The sequence below is a fragment of the Streptomyces mayteni genome, from assembly GCF_054783955.1.
Genome location: NZ_BAAGPR010000003.1, coordinates 1 through 25,488, shown reverse-complemented (window position 1 = coordinate 25,488; position 25,488 = coordinate 1). Strand labels below are relative to the sequence as shown.

Here is a 25,488-nt window from a genome sequence, read left to right as displayed (position 1 = left end):
GCGACCGCACACTGACGATTGGCAGAGACGCGCACCCCGGCTCGTCACGCACTCGCTCACAGGGGGCAGGAACTTGGAAGCGAAGACGCTCCTCCAACTGCTTGTTCGCCAACTCCGGTGGTCCTACGACCGGTTCCGGCGGGCGTACGAGAAGGGTGCTCACGAGGTCGCTGAGTTGCAGGGCGACCGTCGCATCGCCAACGCGACGGTCTCCGAGCCGACCTTCCGACGGTGGACGTCCGGCTCGATCCGGACGCTGCCCAACGAGCCGGCTCCGACGATCCTGGAGCACATCTTCCGAAGGCCGGCGAACGAGCTGCTGGCCGCGCCGAAGGAGGGCGCCGTGTCGCTGCCGAGTGCACCCGCCATCGATGAGAGTGAGATCAGGATGACCGCACGGGATGCAGCCGACCACGCCGGTGAGGCCGCTGCCTGGGCCCTGCCGGACCTGACCATCGACCAGGTCGAGGACGACGTCCGGAAGCTGGCCAGGAGCTACCTCGAGACCGCCCCGGTCGAGTCCTACCGACGCGGGGCGGAACTGCTCCAGCTGACCAGGACCATGCTCGACCGCACCCAGCGCCCGCGACAGCGCCACCGGCTCTACCTCCAGGCCGGCTCCACCGCGGCCGTGTTGGCCAGCGCCTCGTTCGACCTGGGCAGCCTGCCGGCGGCGGTTCAACTCGCGCGCACGGCGGCCCTCTACGGCGAGGTCATCGACCACGGCCCACTTCAGGCGTACGCGCACGGCGCCCTGGCCTACCTCGCCTACTGGGACAGTCGACCGGCCGACGCTCTCCGGCTGGTCACGACCGGCCAGAACTTCGGCGGAGTCGGCGACACCGCGGCCACCCGGCTGGCCACCATCCGCGCCCGCGCGCACGCCCACCTCGGCGACCAGGAGTCCGCCGAGCGTGTCATCCGGTCACTCGACGACCTGGCGACCGGCCGCCGGGACGAGCTGCACGACGATGTCGGCGGCGAGTTCGGCATGCCGCCCGCCCGCGCGGCCATGTCCAACGCCACGACGATGCTCCTGCTGCGCGACGCCAGCGGCGCGGAAGCCGCCGCCGAACGGGCGCTGGACTTCATCAATGAGCGGCCGCCGGCGGAACAGCCCGCACTCCGCGGGAAGGCCGCGGTCGACCTCGCCCGCGCCCGGATGCTCCGGCGCGACCTGGACGGCGCCGCCGAAGCCGTCGAGCCGGTCTTCGCGCTGGAGACGGGTTGGCGCACGTTGGGCGTTCTGGAACGGATGACCGGGCTACGACACGACCTGATCCGCAGTCCCATGGCCACCGCCACGGCAGCGCGGGCCCTCGGCGAGCGCGTCGAGGAGTTCACCGCGAACGGCGCGGCCACCCATCTCCTCGGGCCGGCCGGCCCGCTGGCCCTCGAAGCCTGACCGCCTCACCCGCCGAGCGAGGCGAGGATCGCGGCTTCCCGCTCCGGGGCGATGCCGTGTTCACCCCACCGAGGGTGCTCCACCGGCAGGCCGCCGTCCTGAAGCCAGGCCCAGGTGTCGGCCACGGTCTCGGCCAGTGGCCGACACACCAGCCCCGCCGCGGCCGCGCGGCTGGCGTCCACCCGCCACGAACCGGGCGCGGCGCGCCACAGCGGCAGTTCGGTCCACTGCCGCACCCCGGCGGCGAGCAGCACCTCGTCCGGCACCCAGCGCAACTCGCCGCCGCTGCCGGTGGCGTCAACGCAGGCAGCGAGGAAATCCTCCATCGTCTCCCGCCCGATCGGCGCCGCGATGTTGAAGGCACCAGCCGCACCGGCGGCCGCCTGGTCCAGGGCGAACGCCGCGACGTCGCGCACGTCGGCCGGCTGGATCGTCTGGCCAGGCTCCCCCGGGGAGAGGATCGGCCCGCCGCGTTCCGCGCGGCGCAGCCACCACGGCAGCCGGCCGACGTACTCCCCCGGGCCGAGAATGACGCCCGGCCGCAGGATCAGCGCGCGCTCCTCGCCGAACGCCTCGACGACGGCCCGCTCCGAACCGGCCTTCTGGATCCCGTAGTACGCCGCCGACGACGCCCCGTCCCGCCCGAACTCCTCCCCGGCGTCCGGCGGCGCCTCGAGCAACGGCGAGTCCTCGCTCAGCGGCTCGTACGGCCATCCCTGGTACGCGTTGACCGTCGACACGTACACGTAGCGCCCGACCGCCGGCGCCAGCGCACGGGCGCCCGCCAGGATCCGCCGCGGGGCGAAGTCCGCCGACGACGTGTCGATGACGGCGTCCCACGGACCCGCGTCGGCCAGCCGCTTCAGGTCCTCGTCCCTCGTACGGTCGCCGCGAATCGGCCGCACACCCGGAACGTCCTGGCCCGACAGACCCCGGCTGAACGTGCTGACGTCCCAACCTCGGTCAAGAGCCTGCTGAGAGATGAAGCGGCCGAGGAACCACCCGCCGCCGAGTACGAGAATCCGCATGCACCGATCCTGCCCCACGCGGGCCCCGGTACCGCCACGGCTTGGCACGGTGGAGTGCCGGTCTCACTTCGCACCTCGCTTACGGCGACTGGTCACCGTCGGTTCTTTCAGGGGAGGCACGCCGGCCTTGCGGGCGATCCTGGCCACGTAGTTGCGATCCCACGGCACGTGAGCGTCGACCTGGGTGGGCCGCAGGGTGCGGGCGCGCAGGTGGCGAACCACCCCTTCGCTCAGGCGGTCACGGGCGGTTTCGAGGCGTTCGAGCGCTGCGGCGTAATCCGCCGAGAGCTGGTCCAGCTCGTCCATCGCGGCCCGCTGCTCTGGGGTCGGCTCATCGGTCACCCCGACATCGTGCCAGCGGCTCCGCCGACTGAGGACCGAGTACCCCGTAGGTGTGATCTCCACGAGAAGCACTTGGCGAGATGCGATCTCTGTTTGCATCCTTGATATGCAATCTGAGATTGCATATCAAGGGTCGTCTGCCCCGTGAAACGGAGCAGCCCCTCGGCCAGCGTCGCGACCGCCGGCCAAGGAGCACGGCCCGCTACCTCACCCAATGCTGAGGAGACGTGCCATGCGCGAGACTAGCGCCGCTAATCACCTACCACCCGACAACCGCCCGCCGGGCGAAGAGGAGTCGGCTGCCGCGCCGACCGAGCAACCGCCGACCGGGACGAAGAGCACGGCGACGACAGCGATGTCCCGTCGCTCCAAGAAGGCCGTGCGCACGGTCCCCACGAGCGATCACGGAAGGGCCGCCTGCTCGGAGCACAGGGAGCTCTTCGAACTCGTGGAAGACGCCCACAGCAGCGTCGTCACGTACGAGGACCGCCTGGACGCCGCCGCGGTCTGCGACGGCTGTCCGCTGCGTTCGCGCTGCGGGTTCCGCATCTGGCCTTCTGGCAGTCGCCCCAAGGGGGACGAGTGACATCGCGGCACGGACACCGCTCGGGAGGCGCTGTCCCGCCCGCCCAGGCGGCGACGGCTCTGCCCGTGGAGGAACGCGTTCGAGCGCAGATCGCCGGCATCGCTGCCTACGCGTTCACGATCTTCCTGCCACTCATCCTCGTCGCCCTGACCCTCACTTCGGCCTGGACGGGCTGGGTGAACGTCATGGCGATGCACACCTACCTCGAGCGTCCCCACGCGTTGCCCGGAGCGACATGGGCCGTGCCCATTGCCGTCCAGACCTTCGTCATCGTGGGCGAGGCGACCATGGTGCTGAACTCGGTTCTGCGCCGGCGGTGGATCGTCCTCAGCGGCGCCGCCGCCACGGTCTCCGGTTACGGCGTCGAGATCGCGGCCCACATCTACTACGGCGAAGGCACCGACACCATCGTCGTCATGATCGTCGCCGCCGTCGCGTGCGGAGGCGGCTGGGCACTGATGGCCGGTTTGATGGACCGAGGAGTCGAGATCGCCAACGGCGAGACCTTGGACCACGAGCTGCCGGCCAAAGCCGGACCGCCCGCCACCCCGACGGACGACGATGGCGTCGGGCACCCAAATCAGGCCCGACCTGCCACCAACCGTGGCACCCCGACGGGCGGTCCTCCCAGAGGCAGGCGGGTAGCTCCTCTCGACCACGCCACCGAGTCGCCCCCGACCTTGGAAGCCGGTGGCGCTGATTCCGCATCCGCGTCTCTAGTCCCCGCTCCCCAGCCCGAAAGGATCACGAAGGGACGGCGTTCTCGCACGGTGCTACTCAGAGAAGTCCGTGAACTGGCACCCGACCACACCAAGCTGAGCCCCAACTTCGTGGCCGAGCGAATCGGCGTCTCCTGGTCCACCGCCAAGGCCTTGCTCAACGAGACTGGCCGCCTTCTCAACGGGGAGCCCACGTCGACCGTGTCCGAGTCATCGGGTGACCTGAGGCCGCCGCCGTCTCCGTCAGTCTGATCAGCTCGAAGATCATCGCGGACGAGGTGCCACCCTCAACACATCGTGGGCGGCACCCTGAAAAAAGGCCGTCTGAACAGGGCGGCGGTTACCGTCACGATCCGGCACCAGAACCACCCGTCCGGCGACCTCGTACGTGGAACGCCCGAGAGCTTCTTCCACCGCACGAAATCCGGTGGAGGTCAGTTGCCGGCCCCCTCCCTCCGTATCACCGAGACTGCCCTGCCTCAAGCGCCTGCAGTCGAGCGAGAGAAGAGGCCACGGCCCAGGCAGGTGCTCCCGCCTGCCTCAGATGGCGCGGAACATGGCGAATAGGACCGTCAGCACCATGACGTGCAGCGGCGAGTCGCCGTCGGGAAGCCAGTCCTGCCGTTCGACGACCCACAAGGAGGACAGCAGGAAACAGGGCCAAGAGGTACAGCGTCGGGGAACATCCGGCTCGCTCGAATGGGCGGAGTTGGGCATGTACATTCCTTGTCGGTCGGGCCCATCATGGGCTGGATCTCTTCTCCCGACACTCCAACGTCGCGGTTTGTCCAGCCAGCCGCAGCGGCGATTCCGCAGGTGAAGCCCGGACAACAGCTCACTTGTCCAGGACAATGGGGCCGTGGTGAAGCGGAAATCTCCCGGCCGCCCCTGGGCCCCGGTGCGCGCCGAAACAGCAGAGGCGAAGCGCCTTGCACTGTTCCTACGCGAGCTGATAGAGGACTCGGGCCAAGCGCTGGATGAGCTGGCAGGGCCGATGAAGTACTCGAAGTCCACGCTGGCCTTGAATGTGTCCGGCCGCGTGCCTGAACGGCGTTTCGTCGAGGCGCTGGTGGAGCATACGGTTCCACCGAGCCTGCGGGGTCGTCGGCTGGCCGAGGCCCAAGGCCTTTGGCATGCCGCCCGAACGCCGGGGCCACAGCCTCCGACGCAGCCTCCGGCGACAGCGCCGATGGAGGACGAACTGGTCACCGTGCCACGGCGGTTGCTCTTGCTCCAGGATCGGCTGAACGAAGAGGCACGCCGTGCCAGCGCGCTGCAGGAGGCTCGCGACCAGGCCCAGCTTCAGGCCATCTTCCTGCTCACCATGGTTGGAGAGTTGGAACGGCGCAACGCTGAACTGGAGACGGAGCGTGACCAACTGGCCGACGCATCGCCACCACAACCCGATGAACTTGCGCAGGCGCAGTCGCGGCTGGCCCGCAGTGAGGAGCAACGCCACTCCGCCGAGGTGCAGTTGGAACAGGCGCGAGCCGGTCAACGAGCGGCCGCACGGCTGGCCGCCCGGGCCATGGCTCGAGTCCGTTCCCTCGCCGATGCACTTCGTGCGAAGGATGCGATGTTGTCGCGGATGCGCGCTGCGGACGCTAGTTCCGAGACTTGGCGAACCGAACACGCTGCCGATGCTCTTAAGAGGGACATCGACTCTGCACTACGCACGTCCAGTGATGCGCTTGCCGACCGCGCCGCGTTCCTGACGCAGGAGGCCGAGGAACTGAGTGCTGCTCCGCCTCTTCCCGCACTCATGGCAGCAACTGTGGCTAGCGGAGATCACATCACCATCTGCTTCGCCCCTGCCGACCGGTCCTGGGCCAACTGGATCCGGGACCGTCTGGAGAGCCATGGCTGGCCGGTCACGATGCTGAGCTGGGCCCTGCCAACCGGCGTCCCACTCGGCGCAGCCCTCGGTGACGTGTTGGTGGCCGATGGCCGCCTCCTCTTCGTGCTCAGCGAGCACTACCTCCGATTGGGCGGGCACTCGGCAGTGGCCTGGAATGCCGCGCTGCGTTCCGTCGCCAAGGCCCGGGCCGAAGACCTTGTTGCAGTGTCGATCGCTCAGGACCCGCTGCCTGATACCACCGGGTTCAGGAACGTCGTTAAGCTGGGGCACGCACGGAACCTGAAGGCGGAACGCCGACTCCTTGACCTGCTGGGAACACCACCGAGCCGGCCACAATCGGCCGAAGTCAAAGTCTCACACATGCCAAAGCGGAACGTCGGGATTATTGATGTGACCGTTCCGCACTCGGCTCGGATCTGGAACTTCTGGCTGGGGGGCACGGACAACTACAAGGCGGACCGCGTCGTTGGCGATGCGTATGAGCAAGCCTATCCGCAGATCAGTGCGATCGCGCAGGCTTCCCGAGAGGTACTGGTCCGTGCCGTCCGCCACGGCGCCGGACTCGGAGTACGACAATTTCTGGACATCGGTGTCGGGCTACCGACGCAGGTCAACACCCACGACATCGCCCAGCGGATCCTTCCCGAAGCTCGGGTCATCTACGTAGACAACGATCCGCTGGTGCTAGCGCATTCCAGGGCGTTGCTGGTCTCCGCCCCTGAGGGCCACGTCGCATGCCTGGACGCTGACCTCACCGAGCCCCGGCCACTGCTGGATCAAGCAGCCGAGCACCTGGACCTAGACTGGCCGGTAATGCTGCTGCTGAGCGAGATAGTCGGGCATCTGCCCGACCATGAGGAGGCTCGAGCAACGGTGCGTACCCTGACGTCCAGGTTGGCTCCGGGCAGCCTGATGCTGATCAGCCACCGTACATCGGAAGACACCCCAGTGGCGGCGCTGAAAGCTCAGGAGGACTACAACACCTCGGGGGCCATGCCCTACGTCTTGCGCTCTCGCGAAGAGATTTCCGGTTTCTTCGATGGGATGGCGCTTTTGGATCCAGGGCTGGTGCGAGCCGATCGCTGGCGACCCGACGGCTCGACGCAAAGCATCGCCGGAGCTGCTCTGACCGGACTGGCCAAGGTCCCCTGACACCCGGCAGTAATTTCTATCGGCCGTAGCACCGAAGCATCATGCGCTTGGAGCCCTTGCGTACCTGGAGGCAGGACGATACCGCATCACCGTGCAATGCCCGACGGCGTAGATCAAGGCAGATAGTTACCTCGGCCACACCAAATCTGTCGCGGCCCAATGATTACCTCACTTGCTTCTGGAGAGCTCCACGCTGGATTCAACGCAGGTGCGATGGGTCGAGCCCGTTGACGCGTCTGGCCCCTGCGAACTGTGCAGCGTCCGTGCCACTGGGGCGGGCGTCCTCGACGCGCAGGGAAGGGTGTGTGCGATGGCCACGTAGTTGGCGTCACGTGCCGCGGTGACCTCGTCGACGGCCCGCTGGGCCAGTGCGAGAGAGGCGAAGGCGATGTCTGGCTCGGCCAGTCGTCGAGGCTGGTCGGCTGCATGTACTACGCCGCCAAACGCCCCGCCGAACTCCTGAAACTCCGCCCCGGCCAGTGCTGCCCCGTCGAGGGTTCGGCTCCTTGCGACTCCAGAAGACTCGTCCGCGCTCTGGGAAGAGCTAGACGGACTGTGGTGAGGCACACGACCAGCGGGGCCAGAGCGCTCCCTCGCTGCCACCCCGACCACGACCCGGGACGGCAGGCACTCCAATCGGCGCCGACCAGGCACCGACCAAGGCGCCCCGTATGGCTACCCGTTGCCAAACGAGAGGCGCCCCACCCTCGACTCCGTACCCGAGTCGGCCCCGACCACGTCGGCCCCGACGTCAGAACCCGACGCCACCGACCAGGGAACTTCCTCCACGGAGGAGGCCCCCGACCCGGTTGAGCACAACGCCAGGGGACGCCGCTCTCGCGCGGAACTACTCGCAGAAGTCCGTGTTCTGGACCCGAACCGCACCACGCTCAGCCCCAACTACGTCGCCGAACGAATCGGTGTCTCCTGGACCAGCGCCAAGTCGCTGCTCAACGAGGTGGGACGCCTCGCCGCCGGGAAACGAACTGCGAGGGATTTCTAGCCGGCTGGTGGGCAGAAGCCGTCTCCAACCGCCTCGACGTGGTCGTCCTCCCGAGCTTCGTGGCCTGTGGGCCAACGTCATCGCTAGCTGGGAGGAACACTCCGGAGCGCCGTCCGCATCAACGCGATGCGGACGGCGCCACGGCCTGGGCAGCCCGGGGCGTGGAGACCTGAGCGATCTCGTCGTCGTCTTCGCGTTGGCGAATCACGGCTGCATCGGGCCCCTCGACCGCCCGCGCTTCTCCTGCACGCCGCGCTGGATACGGCGGAGATGCGACGGGTCGAGGCCGGTGATCGACCGCACCTCGGCGAACCGGGTAGCGTCCGGTCCGCTGGGGCGAGCACCTTCTACATGAGGTGGGAGAGCGTCGGCGATGGCGTCGTAGTAGGCGTCGCGGGCGGCTATGACCTCGTCGACCCCCTGTTGCGCCTCGGGCAGCAGCGCGAAGGCGGTGTCCGGGTCCGCGAGCCGGCGGGGCCGGTCGGCGGCCTCTCGGTAGGCCAGCTCCGCCTCGTGGAGGTTGCGGACGTTCTGTTCCGTCTGGCCGATGAGCCGGGCGATCGCGGCCCGACGACCACGGCCGGGCACCGGCGGGTTCTTCCCCCCGCGAGCCTTGCGCGCCGCGCGCTCTCGCTTCTCTTCCTCAGTCAGCGGGTCGGCATGGGAGTCGGCCAACAGGTTGTTGCGGCGAGCCTCGCGCCTGGGAAGCTCCGGCTGGAGGCGGTCGACCCGGCGCTTGGCCGCCTTGAGGACGGCGATGGGGTCGGCGGCGTTCACCCGGACATGCTGACGAAGCAGACCGGCTTCCCGCAACTGCTGCTCCGGTACGGCGAGCGTGGTGTCGGCCATCAGGAGATCTGAGCGTCGACGCCCAGGGCCGTCCGCACGGCCTGCTGCTCGCGGTCCTCCTCGCCGCACGTCCGACACAGGCCGGCGTCCTCGGGATCGCCGCGGCGACGTTGGCAGCCTGAGCACGGCGGCCAGCCCAGGCACTCCGCGCAGCGATCACGGCCGGGCACGGGAGGTCGGCCGCAGTCCTCGCACTCAGGCAGGGCCGGGGTTCGAACGTGTTCTCCGAAGCGCGGCGGGGTGTACGTCGCCCGGCGCTCCGGTCCGGCGTCCTGCGTGGGCAGCCTCACCGGCGCGGGCGGGATGTGGGCGATGCGGCGGGCGAGGAAGCCCGCTGGGTGAGTGACCCGGGCTGGCAGCCCGCCAGTCAGCGCGGCACGCAGGGCGTCGATGTCCCAGCCAGCGGCCAGGAGAACGTCGAGCCGCTGCCCCTCGCGGATGAGGGCCTGTCCGCCGACGCGGAGGCGCGGTTCGTGCGCGCCGACGTCCAGCAGGAGGGACACGCCAGCGCTCGGGACCTCCGGGCCGGAAGGAGGGGAGGGGGCGGTCTTCTGGCGGTTGGTCTTCTTGATCTTGGTCTTCTTAGGGTGCGGTTCATCCGATGTCGGGTCATCCGTCGTCGGGTTTTCCGACATCGGCGCCGACCTGGGCCGTTTCCCGTCATTGACCTCCGGAAGCACGGAACGCTGAGGCGAGTCGGTGATGCGATAGACCGCGGCGCCGAGCCGGCCACGTTCATCGCGCTCTTGGTGGCGCTCCAAGTAGCCGAACCTCTCCAGTTCCTGGAGCCCGGTCATGATGGCCCCACGCCCTTCCGGGCCGGAGCGAACGAGTGCTTCCACCGTCAGCCCGTAGCCGTCACGGTGCGAGGCGATCTCCAGGAACAACCCCCGCGCCTTGCGAGTCAACCGCCGGTCACGGGCCAGCGCATTCGAGACCTGGGTGAAACGGTCGCTCGCCATGTGGCCGCGCTCGATCCGGCCGTAACGGTTCATGCGCTCAGCGGTTTCGACGACCTGTCGCACAACGGCGAGCGGAAAGTGGGGGCCGCAGGCACGCCGCTCGGAAGTAGCGCATGGTCCAGCCTCCTTGGGTAGACCGGTCGGAGCCGGCGCCCCCCACGTTAGTGGACTTGATTTTAGAAAAACAAGTCCACATAATGGGTGAGGTCGCCCGGTTTCCACGACGGGAGGCCGGGCGTCCGACCGCGAGCCACACCCGGACAAATGACCAACCGTCACCGACTCGCGCACGCTCCATAAACATGAGTTAACGCGCCATCACCAGATTCCCCACGACAGACACGCACACCAGTCAGCAATACCGACTACCACCAGCCTTGCGGCCTTACCCTCTGTAAACGAACGTGAATCACCAGATCGCGGGTTGGAACGAGGAAAAGCGCCGTTGGCTGGAACAGATCTGCTCAAGCTCTCCGAAGTCCTCAACACCGTCGGCATGAGCCGAGCGGCCTTCTACCGAATGCGCACGCGAGGGCAGGCACCCCGCATTCATCGCCTGCCGAACGGCCACATCCGGGTCCGCCGCAGCGACCTTGACGCCTGGCTCGAGGACCTCGTCATCAACTCCGACTGACAAAGCACTTCAATCGGCGCCGCCCAGCTGGTTCGGGCGCCGCCGCCCCCGAGAGGAGCACGAAATCTTGGGGCACACGTTCACCATCAAGATCTGGGGCATCCGTCAGCGGACGGACCGCGGACAGACATCAGCCGAGCTGCGCTGGAAGGTTGGCAACGAGCCCCATTCGCTGACTTTCCGCAACGTCACGCTCGCCGACAACCGGCGAGCTCAGCTGCTCGTCGCAGCGCAACGCGGGGAAGCTTTCGACGAGGCCACCGGACTCCCCGTCTCCGAACTGCGCCAGCAGCAGGACGTCAGCTGGTACCAGCACGCGCGCAACTACATCCAGATGAAGTGGCAGGACGCTCCCGCGTCCACCCGGAGAACCCTGGCCGACGCGATGGCGACCGTGACGCCAGCCCTCGTGACGGACAACCGCGGCACGGCTGATCGGCACACCGTGCGGCGGGCACTCTACAGCTGGGCGTTCAACGTGCACCGCTGGGAGGAGGAGCACCCGGAGGAAGTCCTGAAGGTGCTGAACTGGTTCGAGCGGAAATCCCTGCCGACGTCGGCCCTCAACGACCGCATGGTCGTCCGTCGGGCACTCGACGGACTCAAAAGGAACCTGGACGGCAGCACAGCCGCGGCCTCGTGCATCACCCGCAAACGGGCCATCTTCCACAACGCGGTCGTCTACGCCCTGGACGCCGACCTGATCACCGAAAACCTGATCCCCCGCATCAGCTGGTCACTCCCCGAACCCGTCGAAGAGGAAGTCGACCCCGCGAGCGTCCCCAACCCCGAGCTGGCCACCGCCCTCTTGAAAGCGGTCGGCGAACAGGGCAAGCGCGGACGCATGCTGGTCGCGTTCTTCGGCTGCATGTACTACGCCGCCGCCCGCCCCGCCGAACTCCTGGAACTCCGCCCCAGCCAGTGCCACCTGCCCCACCGAGGGTTCGGCTCCCTGCGCCTCCAGAAGACCCGGCCACGGTCCGGGAAGAGCTGGACGGACAACGGCGAGGCACACGACCAGCGGGGCCTCAAGAAGCGGTCGCGCAAGGCCGTGCGCATCGTGCCCATCCCTCCCGTGCTCGTGGCCATGCTGCGCTGGCACATCGAGGCGTACGGCACCACACCGGACGGCCGGATCTTCCGCACTCTGCGCGGCGGCCTGCTCCACGAGAGCGGCTACGGCGAGGTGTGGGCCCGGGCTCGCCAAGAGGTACTGCCGCCGCACGAGTTCGACTCCGACCTGGCCAAGCGGGCCTACGACCTCCGCAAGGCAGCCCTGTCCCTGTGGCTCAGCGGCGGCATGGCCCCCCAGACCGCCGCCAAGCGAGCCGGCCACAGCGTCGCCGTCCTGCTCCGCGTCTACGCGAGGTTCGTCAAGGACACCGACGACGCCGAGAACGCCAAGATCACGGCCCGACTCGCGGCCGGAAACGGCACCCTGAGACCCGTGGCCACGCCCCACTCTGCCCCACACATGCCCCACACGCGCTGGTCAGCACGCGAAATCGAGTGAGACAAACCGGGGCAAGTGACACAATCCTCCGAGCGGAGTGCCAGCGAAAGAGGAACGACCCCTGACCGCGTAGCCGCAGGTCAGAGGCCGTATCGCTAGGGTGGCGGCGCCAGGGTTCGAACCTGGGTAGGCTGAGCCGGCAGATTTACAGTCTGCTCCCTTTGGCCACTCGGGCACACCGCCTTGCGACGCGGTAAACGATACCCGATGCGCGGGGGTGGTCCGCCACTCGGTTGTGGCGGTGGATCCCGGAGTGGGGGTGGCTAGGCTGTGCGGCGACCACGCCCGATGTGACAGTCTCGAGGAGCCTTACGACCATGGCCGACTCCAGTTTCGACATCGTCTCGAAGGTCGACCGGCAGGAGGTCGACAACGCGCTCAACCAGGCGGCCAAGGAGATCTCGCAGCGGTATGACTTCCGCGGCGTGGGGGCCTCCATCGCCTGGTCGGGGGAGCGGATCGAGATCCGGGCCAACGCCGAGGAGCGGGCCAACGCCGTCCTGGACATCTTCCAGACCAAGCTGATCAAGCGCGGGATCTCGCTGAAGGCGCTGGACTCCGGGGAGCCTCAGGCGTCGGGGAAGGAGTACCGGCTGTACTCCACCATCAAGGAGGGAATCTCCACCGACGACGCCAAGAAGGTGGCCAAGCTGATCAGGGACGAGGGTCCCAAGGGCGTCAAGGCGCAGGTGCAGGGGGACGAGCTGCGGGTCAGCTCCAAGAGCCGGGACGCGCTGCAGGAAGTGCAGCGGCTGGTGCGGGAGAAGGACTTCGACTTCGCGGTGCAGTTCGTCAACTACCGATGATCAGGAATCTGGGGGAGGTCTTCCGGCGGGCTCGTCGCGGGCCGGTGGGTGACGGCGCGCGGGTGGACCTGAGCCATCGGGCGAGGGAGCCGCTGGGCAGCGCCGTGGTGAACTGCGCGGTGTACCGGCACGGGGTGCGCCGGGAGGGCCGGTACAGCGCGCGGGACGCGATCTCGCGGGTTCGGGGGCGGCGGGGCGGGTTCGTGTGGATCGGCCTGCACGAGCCGTCGGAGGCCGAGTTCGCGGAGGTGGCGGAGCTCTTCGGGTTGCATCCGCTGGCCGTCGAGGACGCGGTGCACGCGCACCAGCGGCCCAAGCTGGAGCGGTACGACGACACGCTCTTCGCGGTGCTCAAGACCGTGCGGTACGTCGAGCACACCGAACTGACGGACAGCAGCGAGGTGGTGGACACCGGCGAGATCATGGTGTTCGTCGGGCCGGACTTCGTGATCACCGTCCGGCACGGCGGGCACGGCTCGCTCGGGCCGCTGCGGGAGGCGCTCGAGGCGTCGCCCGAGCAGCTGGCGAAGGGGCCGTCCGCCGTGCTGCACGCCGTCGCCGACCATGTGGTGGACCACTACCTGGACGTGGCGGCCGCGGTGCGGGACGACGTCGACGCGATCGAGTCCGCGGTGTTCTCCGACTCGCGGGGACGGGGCGCCGACCCGGGGCAGATCTACCAGCTGAAGCGGGAGCTGCTGGAGCTGCGGCGGGCGGTGGCGCCGCTCGACCGGCCGCTGCGGATGCTGGCGGAGACCGAGTTGCCGATGGTCGACGCGGAGATCCGACGCTACTTCCGCAACGTGGCCGACCACCTGTCGCGGGTGACGGAGCAGATCAACGGGTACGACACGTTGATCGACTCGATCCTGCAGGCCAACCTCGCCCAGGTGACCGTGGCCCAGAACGAGGACATGCGGAAGATCACGGCGTGGGCGGCCATCCTGGCGGTGCCGACCATGGTCTGCGGGGTCTACGGCATGAACTTCGACCACATGCCGGAACTGCACTGGCGGTTCGGCTACCCCCTGGTGCTCGGGGTGATCCTCACCGCCTGCTACCTGATCCACCGGGGGTTCCGACGGAACGGCTGGCTCTGAGCCGCGACCTGACGAAAGTCAGGTCGCCACTTGCCGAAGGGCAGATCCTGGTCGCAAGTTCGATTGCCTAGGCTGGGCACGTGGATAATGCGATCCTCGACGCCATCGAAGGGTTTGTCGCCACCCCCTGGGTGTATGTGGCGCTCTTCGCCGTCGCGAAGCTCGACGGCTTCTTTCCCGTGGTGCCAAGCGAGACCCTGGTGGTGACCCTGGGGGTCTTCGCGGCGGCCGACGGCAACCCGAATCTGCTCCTCGTCATCCTCATCGCGGCCCTCGGCGCGTTCACCGGGGATCACATCTCCTACTTCATAGGCCGGAAGTCCGGCCAGCGCGTCTTCGCCAGGCTCAAGCCGGGCAGCCGGACCCACAAGGCGTATCTGAGCGTCGGCGAGATGCTGGAGAAGCGCGGCGGGCTCGTCCTCATCATCGCCCGCTACATCCCCGGCGGCCGCACCGCGGCCACCCTGACGACCGGTGCCACCCGCTACCCGCTGGCCCGCTTCTCCCGCTACGACGCCATCGCGGCGCTCAGCTGGGCGGTCTACTCCGCGGGCATCGGCTACATCGGCGGCGCCGCCTTCGAGGACAACCCGCTGCGCGGGGTGGCGCTCGGCCTCGGCCTGGCGCTGGCGATCACCGTGCTGCACGAGGGCATCAGGTACCTGCGCAACCGACGAACGTCCTCTGCCGCCGAGTAGCTCGCGGCCGCCGGCTCAGCCGACCTGGAAGACCACCTCCGGGTTGGCCGCCGTGGGCCCGTCGAGCAGGGGCTGGGGCAGCCCCCGCAGCTGGGCGTCGAAGAAGGCGGCGAGATAGCCCCGGGTGATCTCGCCCGACCGCTCGCCGGAGAGCGGCGCCTCGGGGTCCGTCAGCCCCAACTGGCCGCCCAGCACCGGCAGGTCGATGAAGGTGAAGTGCCCCGAGCCGGTGACGGTGAGCCAGCGGCGCCAGCCGTCGAGCCGGGCCCAGTCCCGATCCCAGGACTCGTCGCCGCCGCCCGGGCGGTGCAGGGACTCCGTGCCCAGCATCAGGAACGGCCGGCCGCCCAGGCCCTCGGCCGACACGGGGGCGAAGAAGGTGCCGTCCAGGTTGGCCCCGGCGCACACCCGGGGGTCGCCGGCCATGGTGACGGCGGTGGCGTTGCCGCCGATGGAGTGGCCGGCCATGCCGATCCGGGCGGCGTCTATCAGCCCCGCGTGGCGCCAGGCGGGGCGGGGCCCGGTGAGCCGGTCGAGCACGAACGACAGGTCGGCCGCGCGCCCCTCGGCCACCGCCGCCATGCCGCCGGTGGTCTCGCAGGCCACGCAGGTGAGCATCCGGCCGCCGGGGAAGAGAGTGCCGACGGACTCGTACGCGTGGTCGACGGCGGCCACCACATAGCCCCGGCTGGCCAGTTCCTCGGCGAGCAGGGTGAGCGTGGTGCGCGGCAGCGAGAAGCCGGGCGAGAGCACCACCAACGGATAGCGGCCGGCGGCGGGCCGCGCGCCGGACCTGGCGGATATCCGGGTGGCGGCCACCTCCCCGGGAGTGACGACGCCCTCCAGCCGCTGGCTCTCCAGCAGCAGCCGGGCCTCTTCGGCCGCCAGGTAGGGGGCGGGCCGGCCGGTGCCGGCCCTGGCCGGGTAGAACATCGACACCAGCAGCTCGCGGGCACCGGCCTCCGGGACCCATGGGTCGGCGCGGCCGGTGTCCACCAGGTGCAGCGTGTCGCGGCCGACGGCGAACGGGCCGGTGGGCTCGGGAAGCCGGAGGTCGACGGACGCCCGGTCCGCGGACGCCCGATCGACGAGTGGGCCGGAGGCCGGCGCGGGAGCGGCGGCCCCGGCCGCGGCGGCGGTGGACGCCAGGGGGACCGCGAGGGCCAGGGCGAGGCCGGCCGCCACGGTGGCGGTGCCTCGGGAGATCATGAACTTCATGTACGGAGCGTAACCATCGCGATCGAGGCGCCGCGTCCGTCCGCGGGATGATCGTCCCCCTGACTTTCGACAGGTTCTCCCTTACCGATCGTCACTACCACCGGGGTAGCGCCAGCTCTACGGTCGGTTCCAGCGGTAGCTGGGAAGCTCCTGCGAGGTGGGCACGATCTCCCGACCCAGTGGCATCAGGGAGATCGGCACCATCTTGAAGTGCGCGATACCGAAGGGGATGCCGATGATCGTCACGCAGAAGGAGATGCCCGCCAGGATGTGGCCGATGGCCAGCCAGATCCCGGCGATCACCAGCCAGATGATGTTGCCCACGCCAGAAGCGACGCCGGCGTCATGACGCTCGGTGACGCGGTAGCCGAACGGCCACAGCGCGTAGACGGCGATCCGGAAGCAGGCGATGCCGAACGGGATCGTCACGATGAAGATGAAGCACAGGACGCCGGCGATCGCGTAGCCGAGCGCTATCCAGAGTCCGGAGAAGATCAGCCAGATGATGTTGAGTATGGTTCGCACACCATCAGGATGACCTCAGCGGCGCCCGCCCGCCATGCGTTCCAGCCGCTCGATGCGGTCGGCCATCGGCGGATGGGTCGCGAACATCCTGGCCAGGCCCTCGCCCCGGCGGAACGGGTTGGCGATCATCAGGTGGCTCGCCGTCTCCAGCTGGGGCTCTGGGCGCAGCGGAAGGGCCTGGGTGCCGGCCTCCAGCTTGCGCAGCGCGCTGGCCAGCGCCAGCGGATCGCCGGTGAGGTTGGCCCCCGAGGCGTCCGCCTCGAATTCGCGCGACCTGCTCACCGCCAGTTGGATGAGGGAGGCCGCGATCGGGCCGAGGATCATCACCAGCAGCATGCCGAAGATGCCCGGGCCGCCCTCGTCGTCGTCCCGCCCGATCGGGATGAACCACGCGAAGTTCACCAGGAACATGATCACGGAGGCCATGGCACCGGCCACCGACGAGATCAGGATGTCCCGGTTGTAGACATGGCTCAGCTCGTGGCCGATCACGCCGCGCAGCTCGCGCTCGTCGAGCAGGCGCAGGATCCCCTCCGTGCAGCAGACGGCGGCGTTGCGCGGGTTCCGGCCGGTGGCGAAGGCGTTGGGCGCCTCGGTCGGCGAGATGTACAGCCGGGGCATGGGCTGCCTGGCCTGCCCGGCCAGCTCGCGGACGATGTGGTAGAGCCCGGGCGCCTCGAACTCGCTGACGGGCCTGGCGCGCATGGCGCGGAGCGCCAGCCTGTCGCTGTTCCAGTAGGCGTAGCCGTTGGTGGCCAGCGCGATCACCAGCGCGATCACCAGGCCGCCACGGCCGAAGAAGCTGCCGATGACCAGGATCAACGCGGACATGCCGCCCAGGAGGGCGGCGGTCTTCAGGCCGTTGTGCCGGCGGTGCACGGTGTGCCCTCCTGGAAGCGCGCGTGGGGGGCCGGATGTACCGGATGCCGGAGTTTCTCCACTAACAGTGGACACTCCCGAAGTGCACAACGGCATACGGGGGAATTACGTTCCCTCCACGACCGCGTTGTTACCGTGCGCGAACGTCCTGGAAACGCCGTGCGGCGCCGTCCCGCGCTAGATCAGGCTGGTGGAGACGAACGTGAGGATCAACTGCGGGGCACCGGAGAAGGCGAGCGCCGCGGCGGCGGCCAGGCCGATCGCCCCGGTCAGCGGGGCGGCCACCGCGACCGGGGTGGCCGCGGTGGCGGGGGCCGGCCCCGCGGGGGCGGGCTCGGGCGCCGTGCGGAACAGCAGCGCGGTCCAGCGCAGGTAGTAGAAGAGCGCGATCGCGACGTTGATCGCCATCACGACCGCGAGCACCCCGAGCCCCGCGTCCACCGCCGCCTCGAAGACCGCGACCTTGGCGAACAGGCCCACCACCCCGGGCGGCAGCCCGGCCAGGCAGAGCAGGAAGAACGCCAGGGCCAGGGCGCTGAGCGGTCGCCTGGCGTAGAGGCCCCGGAAGTCGGAGAGCCGGCGCTCGCCGTGGCGGCGTACCACCTGGGCCGTCACGGCGAAGGCGCCGAGGTTGACCGCCGCGTACATCAGCGCGTAGGCGACGGTGGCGCCCAGCGCCTCGCCGTGGTCGGTGTAGGCGGCGGCCGCCAGCGGCACCAGCAGGTAGCCGGCCTGCCCCACCGAGGACCAGGCGAGCAGCCGGATCGCGCTGTGCGGCGCGTCCGGGTCGGTGCGCAGCGCGGCCGCGTTGCCGACGGTCATGGTGAGGCCGGCGAGCAGCCCGAGGGCCGGGCCCCACAGGTCGCCGTAGCCGGGGAAGGCCAGGGTGGTCACCAGGGCCAGGCCGGCGAGGCCGGCGGCCTTGCCGACCACCGACAGGTAGCCGGCCACCGGCAGTGGTGCGCCCAGATAGGTCTCGGGCACCCAGAAGTGGAACGGCACGGCGGCGGCCTTGAAGGCGAAGCCGACCAGGGTCAGCGCGACGCCGGCCTCGGCGAGGGTGGCCAGCTGGGGGTCGCCGCCTGGCAGCGCGGTGGCGAGCTCGGCGAAGAAGAGGCTGCCGCCCGCCGCGTAGACGAAGCTGACGCCCAGCAGGGCGACGGCGGTGGCGGTCACGGAGGTGAGGAAGAACTTTAGCGCGGCCTCCGGCCCGGTGCGGCTGCCGCGCCGCAGGCCGACCAGGGCATAGGCGGGCAGCGTGGTGACCTCGAGCGCGATGATCAGGGTGGCCAGGTCGCGGGCGGCGGGCAGCAGCGCCGCGCCGGAGGCGGAGGAGAGCAGCAGGAACCAGAACTCGCCGCCGGGGATGTCGTCGTCCGCGGTCTCCGGGATGGAGAGCAGGGCGGCGAGGAAGGCGCCGCCGAGCACCAGGAGTTGCACGATGACGGCGAAGCGGTCGGCGGTGTAGGCGCAGAGGGCCGGGTCGTCGGCGAGGCAGAAGGTGGTCCGGTCGCCGTCGCGCAGCGGCAGCAGGGCGAGGGCAGCCAGCGCGAGGCCGCCGGCGGCGAGCCAGCCGAGCAGCGGGCGCCTGGCGGCGGGCAGGAAGAGGTCGGCGATCAGCACCACGACGGCCGTCACCGCGGCGATCAGCGGGGGCGCGACGACCGCCCAGTCGACGTTCTGGGTGAGGTTCATCTGGCGACTCCGGGCAGGAGGGCCGCGACCGCGGGGTTGGTGAGGTCGAGGAGGACGGCCGGCCACAGGCCGGCGAGCAGGGTCAGCACGGCGAGCGGGGCGAACGCGGCGTACTCGGGGGCGCGCAGGTCGGGGAGCGGCTCGTCGCGGGCGTCGCCCATGCAGACGCGGCGGACCACGAGGAGGAGGTAGGCGGCGGTCAGCAGGGTGCCGAGGCCGGCCAGCACGAGGTAGGTGAGGAACGCCGGCCTGCTGAGCCCGTCGGCCGGGTGGAACGCGCCGAGCATGGCCAGCAGTTCGCCCCAGAAGCCGGCGAGCCCCGGCAGGCCGAGCGAGGCGACGGCGGTGAACGCGAGCAGCCCGCCGAAGCGCGGGGAGCGGGCGTAGAGCGTCACGTTGGTAAGCCGGTCGAGGTCGGTGGTGCCGACGCGTTCCTTGAGGGCGCCGACCAGGAAGAACAGCAGCCCGGTGATCAGGCCGTGGGCGACGTTGGCGAAGAGCGCGCCGTTGACGCCGCCGCGGGTGAGGGTCGCGATGCCGAGCAGGACGAAGCCCATGTGGCCGACGGAGGAGTAGGCGATGAGCCGTTTGAGGTCGCCCCCGGCGCCCTGCCGCACCAGGGCGAGGCAGGCCAGGGAGCCGTAGACGATGCCGGCCGCGGCGAAGGCGCCGAGGTAGGGCGCGAAGGTGTGCATGCCGTCGGGGGCGATCGGCAGGGCGATCCTGACCAGGCCGTAGGTGCCCATCTTCAGCAGCACGCCGGCGAGCAGCACCGAGCCGGTGGTGGGTGCCGCCGTGTGGGCGTCGGGCAGCCAGCTGTGCAGCGGCCACATGGGGGTCTTGACGGCGAGTCCCAGGCCGATGGCGAGGACGGCGAGGAGCTGGGTGGTGTGGCTAAGGCCGGCGCCGTTGGCCTCGGCGAGGGCGACCATGTCGAAGGTGCCGCCGCGGACGCCGATCAGCAGCAGTCCGAGCAGCATCACCACCGAGCCGACCACCGTGTAGAGGATGAACTTCCAGGCCGCGGCCGCGCGTTCGGCGCCGCCCCAGCGGGCGATCAGGAAGTACATCGGGATCAGGACCGTCTCGAAGGCGAGGAAGAACAGCACCAGGTCGAGGACGGCGAAGGTGGCCAGCGTGCCGGCCTCCAGCAGGAGCAGCAGCGCGACGAAGGGGATCGGCCCCGGGGTGTCCGGCCCCTCGGGCGGGCGGAAGTAGGTGTAGAGCGCGCAGAGGAACGTCAGCAGCGCGGTGAGGACGAGCAGCGGCAGTGAGATGCCGTCGACGCCCAGATGCAGCCGGATGTCGAGGGCCGGGATCCAGCTGAGGTCGCTCTCGGCCTGGACGTCGGCCGGCCGGTCGTGGTCGAAGCCGGCGGCCAGCAGCAGGGTGAGGACGAGCACGGCGCCGGTGACGGTGACGCCGTGCCGCAGCACGTCGCGGTCCCGGCCGCCCGGCCCGCGCAGCCCGGGCGGGGCCGGCAGCAGGGCGGCGCCCGCGCCGAGCAGCGGGAGCACGACGACGGCGGCCAGCAGCAGCCGCATGGTGGTGTCGTTGAGGCTGATCACGGCACTCACTCCCCCGCCACGACGAGGACGGCGACGACGGCCAGGACAAGGGTGCCGGCGACGATCGCGCCGAGATAGGTCTGCACGTTTCCGGTCTGGGCGCGGCGGGCGGCGGTGCCCAGCAGCCCGGGCGCGGCGGCCGCGGCGCGCACATAGGTGTCGACGACGGTCCTGTCGAGGAAGCGGACCAGGCGGGCCGCGGCCTCGGTGGGGCGGACGACGGCCGCCGCGTAGGCGGCGTCGGCGTGGAAGCCGGCGGCGGCGTGCGGGTGCAGGCCGCGCAGCAGGGCGGGTGCCGGGTCGACGCCGGTGGCCTCGGCGTCGCCCTCGTAGGCGCGGCGCCAGGCCGCGTAGGCGGCGAGGCCGCCGACCAGCGCGGCGCCGGTGGCCAGCAGGGCGGTGAGCAGGGTCGGCGCGAGGTCACCGCCGTCGAACCAGTCCGGCAGCACCGGGTAGGCGACGCCGAGCGCGACGGTGGGGAGCGCGAGCAGCCAGAGCACGGCGGCCATCACCGGGCTCGCGCCCTCGGAGACCGGCACCGGTTCGGTGCGCGATCCCCCAGACTTCGTCTGGGAGGTGCCCCCACAAGCGGGATCGTGGAAGGCGAGCAGCCAGAGCCGGGCGGCGTAGGCGGCGGTGAGCAGGGCGGTCAGCAGCCCGGCGACCAGCACGATCCAGCCGGCGGCGGCCGGGACGCCGTGGTCCGCGTCGAGGGCGGCGTGCTCGGCGCCCGCTATCACCGCTTCCTTGGAGAAGAAGCCGGCGAACGGCGGGATGGCGGCCAGGGCCAGCAGCCCTATCGTCATCGTCCAGTAGGCGTCGGGGGCACGGCGCTTGAGGCCGCGCATCCGGGACATGGCGGTCAGCGAGCCGGTGCCCGCGGTGTGGATCAGCACCCCGGCGGCGAGGAAGAGCAGCGCCTTGAACGCGCCGTGGGTGAGTAGGTGGAACACCGCCGCGTCCCGGTCCGCCACCGCCAACGCGCCCGTCATGTAGGCGAGTTGGCCGATGGTGGAGTAGGCGAGCACCCGTTTGACGTCGTCCTGGGCGAGGGCGGCGAGCGCCGAGCCGAGCATGGTCACGGCCGCGACGAGGGCGAGCACCAGCAGGGCGGCCGTCGAGGCGGCGAAGACGGGGAGCAGCCGGGCGACGAAGTAGACGCCGGCGGCGACCATGGTGGCGGCGTGGATCAGCGCGGAGACCGGGGTCGGGCCGGCCATCGCGTCCGGCAGCCAGGCGTGCAGCGGCGCCTGACCGGACTTGCCGGCCACCCCGGCGAGCAGCAGCAGGGCGATCAGGGTGGGGTGGGAGAGCTCGAACGCCGGGCCCTCGGCGAGCGGGGAGGTGAGTTTCCCGACGATGACGCTGATGCGGAAGGTGTCGGCCTCGTTGGCCAGGGCCAGGATGCCGATCAGGAACGGCACGTCGCCGAGCTTGGTGACGAGGAACGCCTTGAGGGAGGCGGCGCGGGCCGCCGAGGTCTCCCAGTAGTGGCCGACGAGGAAGTAGGAGCAGACGCCCATCACCTCCCAGCCGACGAGCAGCACGATCAGGTCGTCCGCGTAGACGACCAGCAGCATCGCGGCCGTGAACAGCGAGACCAGCGCGGCGTACGAGGGGTAGCGGGGGTCGCCGCTCAGGTAGCCGGTGGAGTACAGCTGCACGCAGCCGGCCACGACCGCGACGAGCACCGCCACCAGCACCGCGAACCCGTCGAGGTTCAGGGCGAGTTGGATGTCCAGCCGGTCGTTTCCCGTGGCGGTGAGGCGGGTCGCGGCGGTGATCGGCTCGTCGCCGCCCTGCCGCACGGCCACGTAGATCGCGAGCCCGGCCGAGGTGAGCGTCGGCAGCACGGCGAGCGGCCGGACGAAGCCGGGCGCGCGCCGGCCGGTCAGCAGGATCACCGCGGCGGCGACGAACGGCAGCAGCGGTACGAGGACGGCGGCGGTCGTGGTGTTCACGTGGGGGTGGTCTCCGTGGTCCGCTCCGCCGCCGGTTCGTCGGGCGCCGGGTGCGCCGACTCGCCCAGCTCGCGGAGTTGGTCGATGGCGGAGGTGCCGCGGGTGCGGTACACGAGCAGCACGATGGCGAGCCCGATGCCGATCTCGGCGGCGGCGAGGGCGATGAGGAAGAGCGTGAGGACCTGGCCCGAGTGCATGGCGTCGCGCAGCCAGACGTCGAAGGCGACCAGGTTGAGGCTGACGGCGGCCAGCATCAGTTCCACCGACATCAGCACCAGGATGGCGTTGCGGCGGGCCAACACCCCGTACAGGCCGGTGGAGAAGAGCAGCACGGCCAGCACGGCCGGGTAGAGGAGGTGCATCAGCCGACACCGCCGTTCCGCTGGCCGTTCGGCTGCTCGTTCCGTTGGTCGTGCCGCTGGTCGCCGCCCCGGGTGCGGGAGACGACGATGGCGCCGACCAGCGCGGCGAGCAGCAGTACCGAGAGCGCCTCGAAGGGCAGCACCCAGTTCTGGAAGAGGCTCTCGCCGATCGGCCCCGACTCGCCGTGCGGCCGGTCGAGTTCGATCCGGGTGGTGCGGAACGCGTCGACGACGAGCGCCACCAGGGCGGCGGCCGAGGCCAGGGCGACGGCGAGGGCGACCGGCCGGTTGCCCGAATCCGCGTCGGGCGACGGGCCGATGGGCGCCCTGGTGAGCATCAGGCCGAAGAGCAGCAGCACGACCACCGAGCCGAGGTAGATCAGCACCTGCACCCAGGCGACGAACTCGGCGGTGAGCAGCAGGTACTGGACGGCGAGACCACCGAGCGCGACGACCAGCCAGAGCGCGGCGTGCACCAACTCCCGGGTGGTGACGCAGCGGACGGCGGCGCCGAGGACGACGACGCCGACGATGACGAAGACGACCTCCTGCCCGGTCACGTCCGCTCCCGCCCTTCGCTGCCGGACTCCGCGCGTTCGGCGGCCTTCTCCGCAGCCTTGCGGGCCGTCGCTATCTCCTTGGGCTCCTCGGTGGCCGGGTCGAGCGGGGGCGGCTCGGGCACCGTCCACATCCACTCGCGCAACGTCTCGCGTTCGTGGGTGAGTTCGCGGATGTCGGTGGTGGCGTACTCGAACTCGGGCGACCAGAAGAGGGCGTCGAACGGGCAGACCTCCACGCAGATCCCGCAGTACATGCAGAGCGCGAAGTCGATGGCGAAGCGGTCGAGGACGTTCCGGCTGCGTTCGCGCCCGCCGGGCGCGGCGGGCGGCAGGGTCTCCTTGTGCGAGTCGATGTAGATGCACCAGTCGGGGCACTCGCGGGCACAGAGCATGCAGACGGTGCAGTTCTCCTCGAAGAGCGCGATGACACCCCGCGTGCGGGGCGGCAGTTCCGGCATCCGCTCCGGGTACTGCTGGGTCACGGCACGCCGGGTCATGGTCCGCAGCGTGATCGCGAGCCCCCTGGCCAGGCCGGATCCGAGGCTCATCCCGACACCACCACCTTGATCACGCCCGTCAACGCGATCTGGGCCAGGGCGAGGGGCACCAGCGCGGTCCAGGCGAACTTCTGGATCTGGTCGGCGCGCAGCCGGGGCCAGGCGACGCGGGCCCAGATGACGAGGAAACTCAGCGCGCCGGTCTTCAACAGCATCCACAGCCAACCGAGTTGGTCGGACATCGGCCCGTGCCAACCGCCGAGGAACAGCACGGCGGTGAGCGCCGAGACGACGACGATGCCGGCGTACTCGGCGAGGAGGAAGAGCGCGAAGCGGAGGCCGGAGTACTCGGTGTAGGCACCGAAGATGATCTCCTCGGGCGCGATCGGGGCGTCGAACGGCGGGCGTTGCAGCTCGGCCAGGCCGGCGGTGAAGAACACGACGCCGCCGACGAGTTGCCAGGGCATCCACCACCACTCGAACTCGCCGAGGATCCCGGTGAGCGAGAGCGTGCCGGCGGCCATCGCGACCGAGGCGGCGGAGAGCAGCAACGGCAGCTCGTAGGCCATGAGTTGGGCGGCGGTACGGAGGGCGCCGAGCAGCGAGTACTTGTTGGCCGACGCCCAGCCGGCCATCAACGAGCCGAGCACGCCGACGCCGAGTACGGCGAGGACGAAGAAGATGCCGGCGTCGAGCACCTGCCCGACCATCCCGTCCGGGCCGAGCGGGATGGCGACGAGCACGACGAGGTACGGGATCAGCGCGACGGCGGGCGCCAGTTGGAACACGCGGCGGTCGGCGCCGGCCGGGACGGTGTCCTCCTTCTGCGCGAACTTCACGCCGTCGGCGACGAGTTGTGCCCACCCGTGGAACCCGCCGGCGTGCATGGGGCCGAGGCGGCCCTGCATGTGCGCCATCACCTTGTGCTCGGTCTGGCCGACGAGCAGCGGCAGCACGAGGAACGCGACCATGACGGCCGCGACGCGGACGGCGACGTCCAGCACGTCCACTACGCACCCCCCTCCGACCGGTCCGTGCCCGTGTCCTGGTCCGTGTCCTGGTCCGGGGACGGGTCCGGCGCCGGATCCGGGGCCGGGTCGGCGGGCGCCTCCGGCGGCGGCGCGGCGGCGTCGTCGTCAGCCGGCCGGTCCGGCTCCGCGTCCGCCTCCGGCGAGGCACCGGCGGCGCGCCAAGGCGCCGAGGGCCCGGAGGGCCCCGAGGGGCCCGGCGGCGTGTCGGCCGCCCGCTGGCTCGCCGAACCCTCCGACGCCGACCGGCTGCGCCGCGGCGGACGGGCTCCGCCCGGACCGGCCGCCTCCGGCCGCACACCGCCATCACGGCCAGCCGCCGGCACGGCACCGGCATCATCGCCAGCCGCCGACGGAGCGCCACCCGGCCGGTCCGCATCCGACGTCGGCGCGGCGCCGGCAGGGCGCTGGCTCGCCGACCCCTCCGATGCCGACCGGCTACGCCGCGGCGGACGGGCTCCGCCCGGACCGGCCGCCTCCGGCGGCGCGGCGGCGGCAGCGCCAGCACCGTCAGCCGGCCGGTCCGGCTCCGGCGGCGGC

24 protein-coding genes and 1 tRNA gene are annotated in these 25,488 nt (G+C 70.5%); 9 read left to right on the top strand and 16 right to left on the bottom strand.

Annotated features, from left to right (window positions below; translation table 11 throughout):
- The first annotated feature begins 73 nt into the window (after window positions 1–73).
- Window positions 74–1,405, top strand: coding sequence for a hypothetical protein (locus ACYVPE_RS02130; protein ID WP_461031608.1), 1,332 nt, complete (start codon window positions 74–76; stop codon window positions 1,403–1,405).
- Between the two features lie 5 nt (window positions 1,406–1,410).
- On the opposite strand, the gene ACYVPE_RS02125 is transcribed toward ACYVPE_RS02130, so the two are convergent.
- Window positions 1,411–2,433 carry an NAD-dependent epimerase/dehydratase family protein gene (locus ACYVPE_RS02125; protein WP_461031607.1) on the bottom strand — a complete coding sequence of 341 codons (1,023 nt, stop codon included), beginning with the start codon at window positions 2,431–2,433 and terminating at the stop codon, window positions 1,411–1,413.
- A gap of 63 nt (window positions 2,434–2,496) precedes the next feature.
- Entirely contained in the window at window positions 2,497–2,775 is a 279-nt protein-coding gene (locus ACYVPE_RS02120; protein WP_461031606.1) for a hypothetical protein, read from the bottom strand.
- Between the two features lie 232 nt (window positions 2,776–3,007).
- On the opposite strand from ACYVPE_RS02120, the gene ACYVPE_RS02115 reads away from it, so the two are divergent.
- On the top strand, window positions 3,008–3,361 hold the full coding sequence (locus tag ACYVPE_RS02115) for a hypothetical protein (RefSeq protein ID WP_461031605.1): 354 nt from the start codon (window positions 3,008–3,010) through the stop codon (window positions 3,359–3,361).
- A gap of 65 nt (window positions 3,362–3,426) precedes the next feature.
- Window positions 3,427–4,332 (top strand): hypothetical protein, encoded by a 906-nt coding sequence (locus ACYVPE_RS02110; RefSeq protein WP_461031604.1) that lies wholly within the window; start codon window positions 3,427–3,429, stop codon window positions 4,330–4,332.
- Window positions 4,333–4,620: 288 nt separating this feature from the next.
- Here the strand turns inward: ACYVPE_RS02110 and ACYVPE_RS02105 are convergent, their stop codons facing one another.
- Window positions 4,621–4,797, bottom strand: a complete 177-nt coding sequence (locus ACYVPE_RS02105; protein WP_461031603.1) for a hypothetical protein — start codon at window positions 4,795–4,797, stop codon at window positions 4,621–4,623.
- A gap of 142 nt (window positions 4,798–4,939) precedes the next feature.
- Between ACYVPE_RS02105 and ACYVPE_RS02100 the strand changes: the two genes are divergently transcribed.
- Window positions 4,940–7,090, top strand: a complete 2,151-nt coding sequence (locus ACYVPE_RS02100) for an SAM-dependent methyltransferase (RefSeq protein ID WP_461031602.1) — start codon at window positions 4,940–4,942, stop codon at window positions 7,088–7,090.
- Between the two features lie 1,207 nt (window positions 7,091–8,297).
- Here the strand turns inward: ACYVPE_RS02100 and ACYVPE_RS02095 are convergent.
- Both ACYVPE_RS02095 and ACYVPE_RS02090 read right to left on the bottom strand, forming a co-directional pair.
- On the bottom strand, window positions 8,298–8,942 hold the full coding sequence (locus tag ACYVPE_RS02095) for a hypothetical protein (RefSeq protein ID WP_461031601.1): 645 nt from the start codon (window positions 8,940–8,942) through the stop codon (window positions 8,298–8,300).
- Entirely contained in the window at window positions 8,942–9,967 is a 1,026-nt protein-coding gene (locus ACYVPE_RS02090) for a hypothetical protein (RefSeq protein WP_461031600.1), read from the bottom strand. Before ACYVPE_RS02090 ends, ACYVPE_RS02095 begins: the two co-directional genes overlap by 1 nt.
- A gap of 382 nt (window positions 9,968–10,349) precedes the next feature.
- Between ACYVPE_RS02090 and ACYVPE_RS02085 the strand changes: the two genes are divergently transcribed.
- Window positions 10,350–10,538 (top strand): helix-turn-helix transcriptional regulator, encoded by a 189-nt coding sequence (locus ACYVPE_RS02085; RefSeq protein ID WP_461031599.1) that lies wholly within the window; start codon window positions 10,350–10,352, stop codon window positions 10,536–10,538.
- A 67-nt stretch (window positions 10,539–10,605) separates the two neighbouring features.
- Window positions 10,606–12,051 (top strand): tyrosine-type recombinase/integrase, encoded by a 1,446-nt coding sequence (locus ACYVPE_RS02080; protein ID WP_461031598.1) that lies wholly within the window; start codon window positions 10,606–10,608, stop codon window positions 12,049–12,051.
- Window positions 12,052–12,152: 101 nt separating this feature from the next.
- On the opposite strand, the gene ACYVPE_RS02075 is transcribed toward ACYVPE_RS02080, so the two are convergent.
- A tRNA-Tyr gene (locus ACYVPE_RS02075) sits at window positions 12,153–12,234 on the bottom strand.
- 134 nt (window positions 12,235–12,368) lie between these two features.
- Between ACYVPE_RS02075 and ACYVPE_RS02070 the strand changes: the two genes are divergently transcribed.
- The 3 genes from ACYVPE_RS02070 to ACYVPE_RS02060 all read left to right on the top strand — a co-directional run bounded on the left by ACYVPE_RS02070 (window position 12,369) and on the right by ACYVPE_RS02060 (window position 14,655).
- Entirely contained in the window at window positions 12,369–12,857 is a 489-nt protein-coding gene (locus tag ACYVPE_RS02070) for a YajQ family cyclic di-GMP-binding protein (protein ID WP_461031597.1), read from the top strand.
- Window positions 12,854–13,957 (top strand): magnesium/cobalt transporter CorA, encoded by a 1,104-nt coding sequence (gene corA / locus ACYVPE_RS02065; protein WP_461031596.1) that lies wholly within the window; start codon window positions 12,854–12,856, stop codon window positions 13,955–13,957. Before ACYVPE_RS02070 ends, corA begins: the two co-directional genes overlap by 4 nt.
- Window positions 13,958–14,037: 80 nt before the next feature.
- Complete coding sequence (locus ACYVPE_RS02060) at window positions 14,038–14,655, top strand: DedA family protein (protein WP_461031595.1); 618 nt, start codon at window positions 14,038–14,040, stop codon at window positions 14,653–14,655.
- A gap of 15 nt (window positions 14,656–14,670) precedes the next feature.
- Here the strand turns inward: ACYVPE_RS02060 and ACYVPE_RS02055 are convergent, their stop codons facing one another.
- The 10 genes from ACYVPE_RS02055 to ACYVPE_RS02010 form a co-directional block, all read right to left on the bottom strand.
- A complete protein-coding gene (locus tag ACYVPE_RS02055) occupies window positions 14,671–15,873 on the bottom strand; it encodes an alpha/beta hydrolase family protein (protein WP_461031594.1) in 1,203 nt (400 codons plus the stop codon).
- A 117-nt stretch (window positions 15,874–15,990) separates the two neighbouring features.
- Window positions 15,991–16,398: a YccF domain-containing protein gene (locus tag ACYVPE_RS02050; RefSeq protein ID WP_461031593.1), complete on the bottom strand. Its 408-nt coding sequence runs from the start codon at window positions 16,396–16,398 to the stop codon at window positions 15,991–15,993.
- Window positions 16,399–16,413: 15 nt separating this feature from the next.
- Window positions 16,414–17,277: a zinc metalloprotease HtpX gene (gene htpX, locus ACYVPE_RS02045; protein ID WP_461031592.1), complete on the bottom strand. Its 864-nt coding sequence runs from the start codon at window positions 17,275–17,277 to the stop codon at window positions 16,414–16,416.
- A gap of 177 nt (window positions 17,278–17,454) precedes the next feature.
- Window positions 17,455–18,972: an NADH-quinone oxidoreductase subunit N gene (locus ACYVPE_RS02040; RefSeq protein WP_461031591.1), complete on the bottom strand. Its 1,518-nt coding sequence runs from the start codon at window positions 18,970–18,972 to the stop codon at window positions 17,455–17,457.
- Window positions 18,969–20,516, bottom strand: coding sequence for a complex I subunit 4 family protein (locus ACYVPE_RS02035; RefSeq protein ID WP_461031731.1), 1,548 nt, complete (start codon window positions 20,514–20,516; stop codon window positions 18,969–18,971). Before ACYVPE_RS02035 ends, ACYVPE_RS02040 begins: the two co-directional genes overlap by 4 nt.
- Before the next feature lie 29 nt (window positions 20,517–20,545).
- Window positions 20,546–22,501: an NADH-quinone oxidoreductase subunit 5 family protein gene (locus ACYVPE_RS02030; RefSeq protein WP_461031590.1), complete on the bottom strand. Its 1,956-nt coding sequence runs from the start codon at window positions 22,499–22,501 to the stop codon at window positions 20,546–20,548.
- The gene (gene nuoK / locus ACYVPE_RS02025) at window positions 22,498–22,863 is read right to left on the bottom strand and encodes an NADH-quinone oxidoreductase subunit NuoK (protein ID WP_461031589.1); all 366 of its coding nucleotides are present in this window, start codon (window positions 22,861–22,863) and stop codon (window positions 22,498–22,500) included. The genes ACYVPE_RS02030 and nuoK overlap by 4 nt, the downstream gene beginning before the upstream one ends.
- Window positions 22,863–23,423 carry an NADH-quinone oxidoreductase subunit J family protein gene (locus ACYVPE_RS02020; protein WP_461031588.1) on the bottom strand — a complete coding sequence of 187 codons (561 nt, stop codon included), beginning with the start codon at window positions 23,421–23,423 and terminating at the stop codon, window positions 22,863–22,865. Before ACYVPE_RS02020 ends, nuoK begins: the two co-directional genes overlap by 1 nt.
- Window positions 23,420–23,971: a NuoI/complex I 23 kDa subunit family protein gene (locus tag ACYVPE_RS02015; protein WP_461031587.1), complete on the bottom strand. Its 552-nt coding sequence runs from the start codon at window positions 23,969–23,971 to the stop codon at window positions 23,420–23,422. The genes ACYVPE_RS02020 and ACYVPE_RS02015 overlap by 4 nt, the downstream gene beginning before the upstream one ends.
- On the bottom strand, window positions 23,968–24,891 hold the full coding sequence (locus tag ACYVPE_RS02010) for a complex I subunit 1/NuoH family protein (protein WP_461031730.1): 924 nt from the start codon (window positions 24,889–24,891) through the stop codon (window positions 23,968–23,970). The genes ACYVPE_RS02015 and ACYVPE_RS02010 overlap by 4 nt, the downstream gene beginning before the upstream one ends.
- Between the last annotated feature and the right edge of the window lie 597 nt (window positions 24,892–25,488).

Bases quoted from the DNA above. Each gene is read 5' to 3' on its own strand.
- ACYVPE_RS02125 (WP_461031607.1), bottom strand. From the start codon at position 2,433: ATGCGGATTCTCGTACTCGGCGGCGGGTGGTTCCTCGGCCGCTTCATC.
- ACYVPE_RS02115 (WP_461031605.1), top strand. From the start codon at position 3,008: ATGCGCGAGACTAGCGCCGCTAATCACCTACCACCCGACAACCGCCCG.
- ACYVPE_RS02105 (WP_461031603.1), bottom strand. From the start codon at position 4,797: ATGCCCAACTCCGCCCATTCGAGCGAGCCGGATGTTCCCCGACGCTGT.
- ACYVPE_RS02095 (WP_461031601.1), bottom strand. From the start codon at position 8,942: ATGGCCGACACCACGCTCGCCGTACCGGAGCAGCAGTTGCGGGAAGCC.
- ACYVPE_RS02070 (WP_461031597.1), top strand. From the start codon at position 12,369: ATGGCCGACTCCAGTTTCGACATCGTCTCGAAGGTCGACCGGCAGGAG.
- corA (WP_461031596.1), top strand. From the start codon at position 12,854: ATGATCAGGAATCTGGGGGAGGTCTTCCGGCGGGCTCGTCGCGGGCCG.
- ACYVPE_RS02055 (WP_461031594.1), bottom strand. From the start codon at position 15,873: ATGAAGTTCATGATCTCCCGAGGCACCGCCACCGTGGCGGCCGGCCTC.
- ACYVPE_RS02040 (WP_461031591.1), bottom strand. From the start codon at position 18,972: ATGAACCTCACCCAGAACGTCGACTGGGCGGTCGTCGCGCCCCCGCTG.
- ACYVPE_RS02035 (WP_461031731.1), bottom strand. From the start codon at position 20,516: ATGCGGCTGCTGCTGGCCGCCGTCGTCGTGCTCCCGCTGCTCGGCGCG.
- nuoK (WP_461031589.1), bottom strand. From the start codon at position 22,863: ATGCACCTCCTCTACCCGGCCGTGCTGGCCGTGCTGCTCTTCTCCACC.
- ACYVPE_RS02015 (WP_461031587.1), bottom strand. From the start codon at position 23,971: ATGAGCCTCGGATCCGGCCTGGCCAGGGGGCTCGCGATCACGCTGCGG.
- ACYVPE_RS02010 (WP_461031730.1), bottom strand. From the start codon at position 24,891: ATGGTCGCGTTCCTCGTGCTGCCGCTGCTCGTCGGCCAGACCGAGCAC.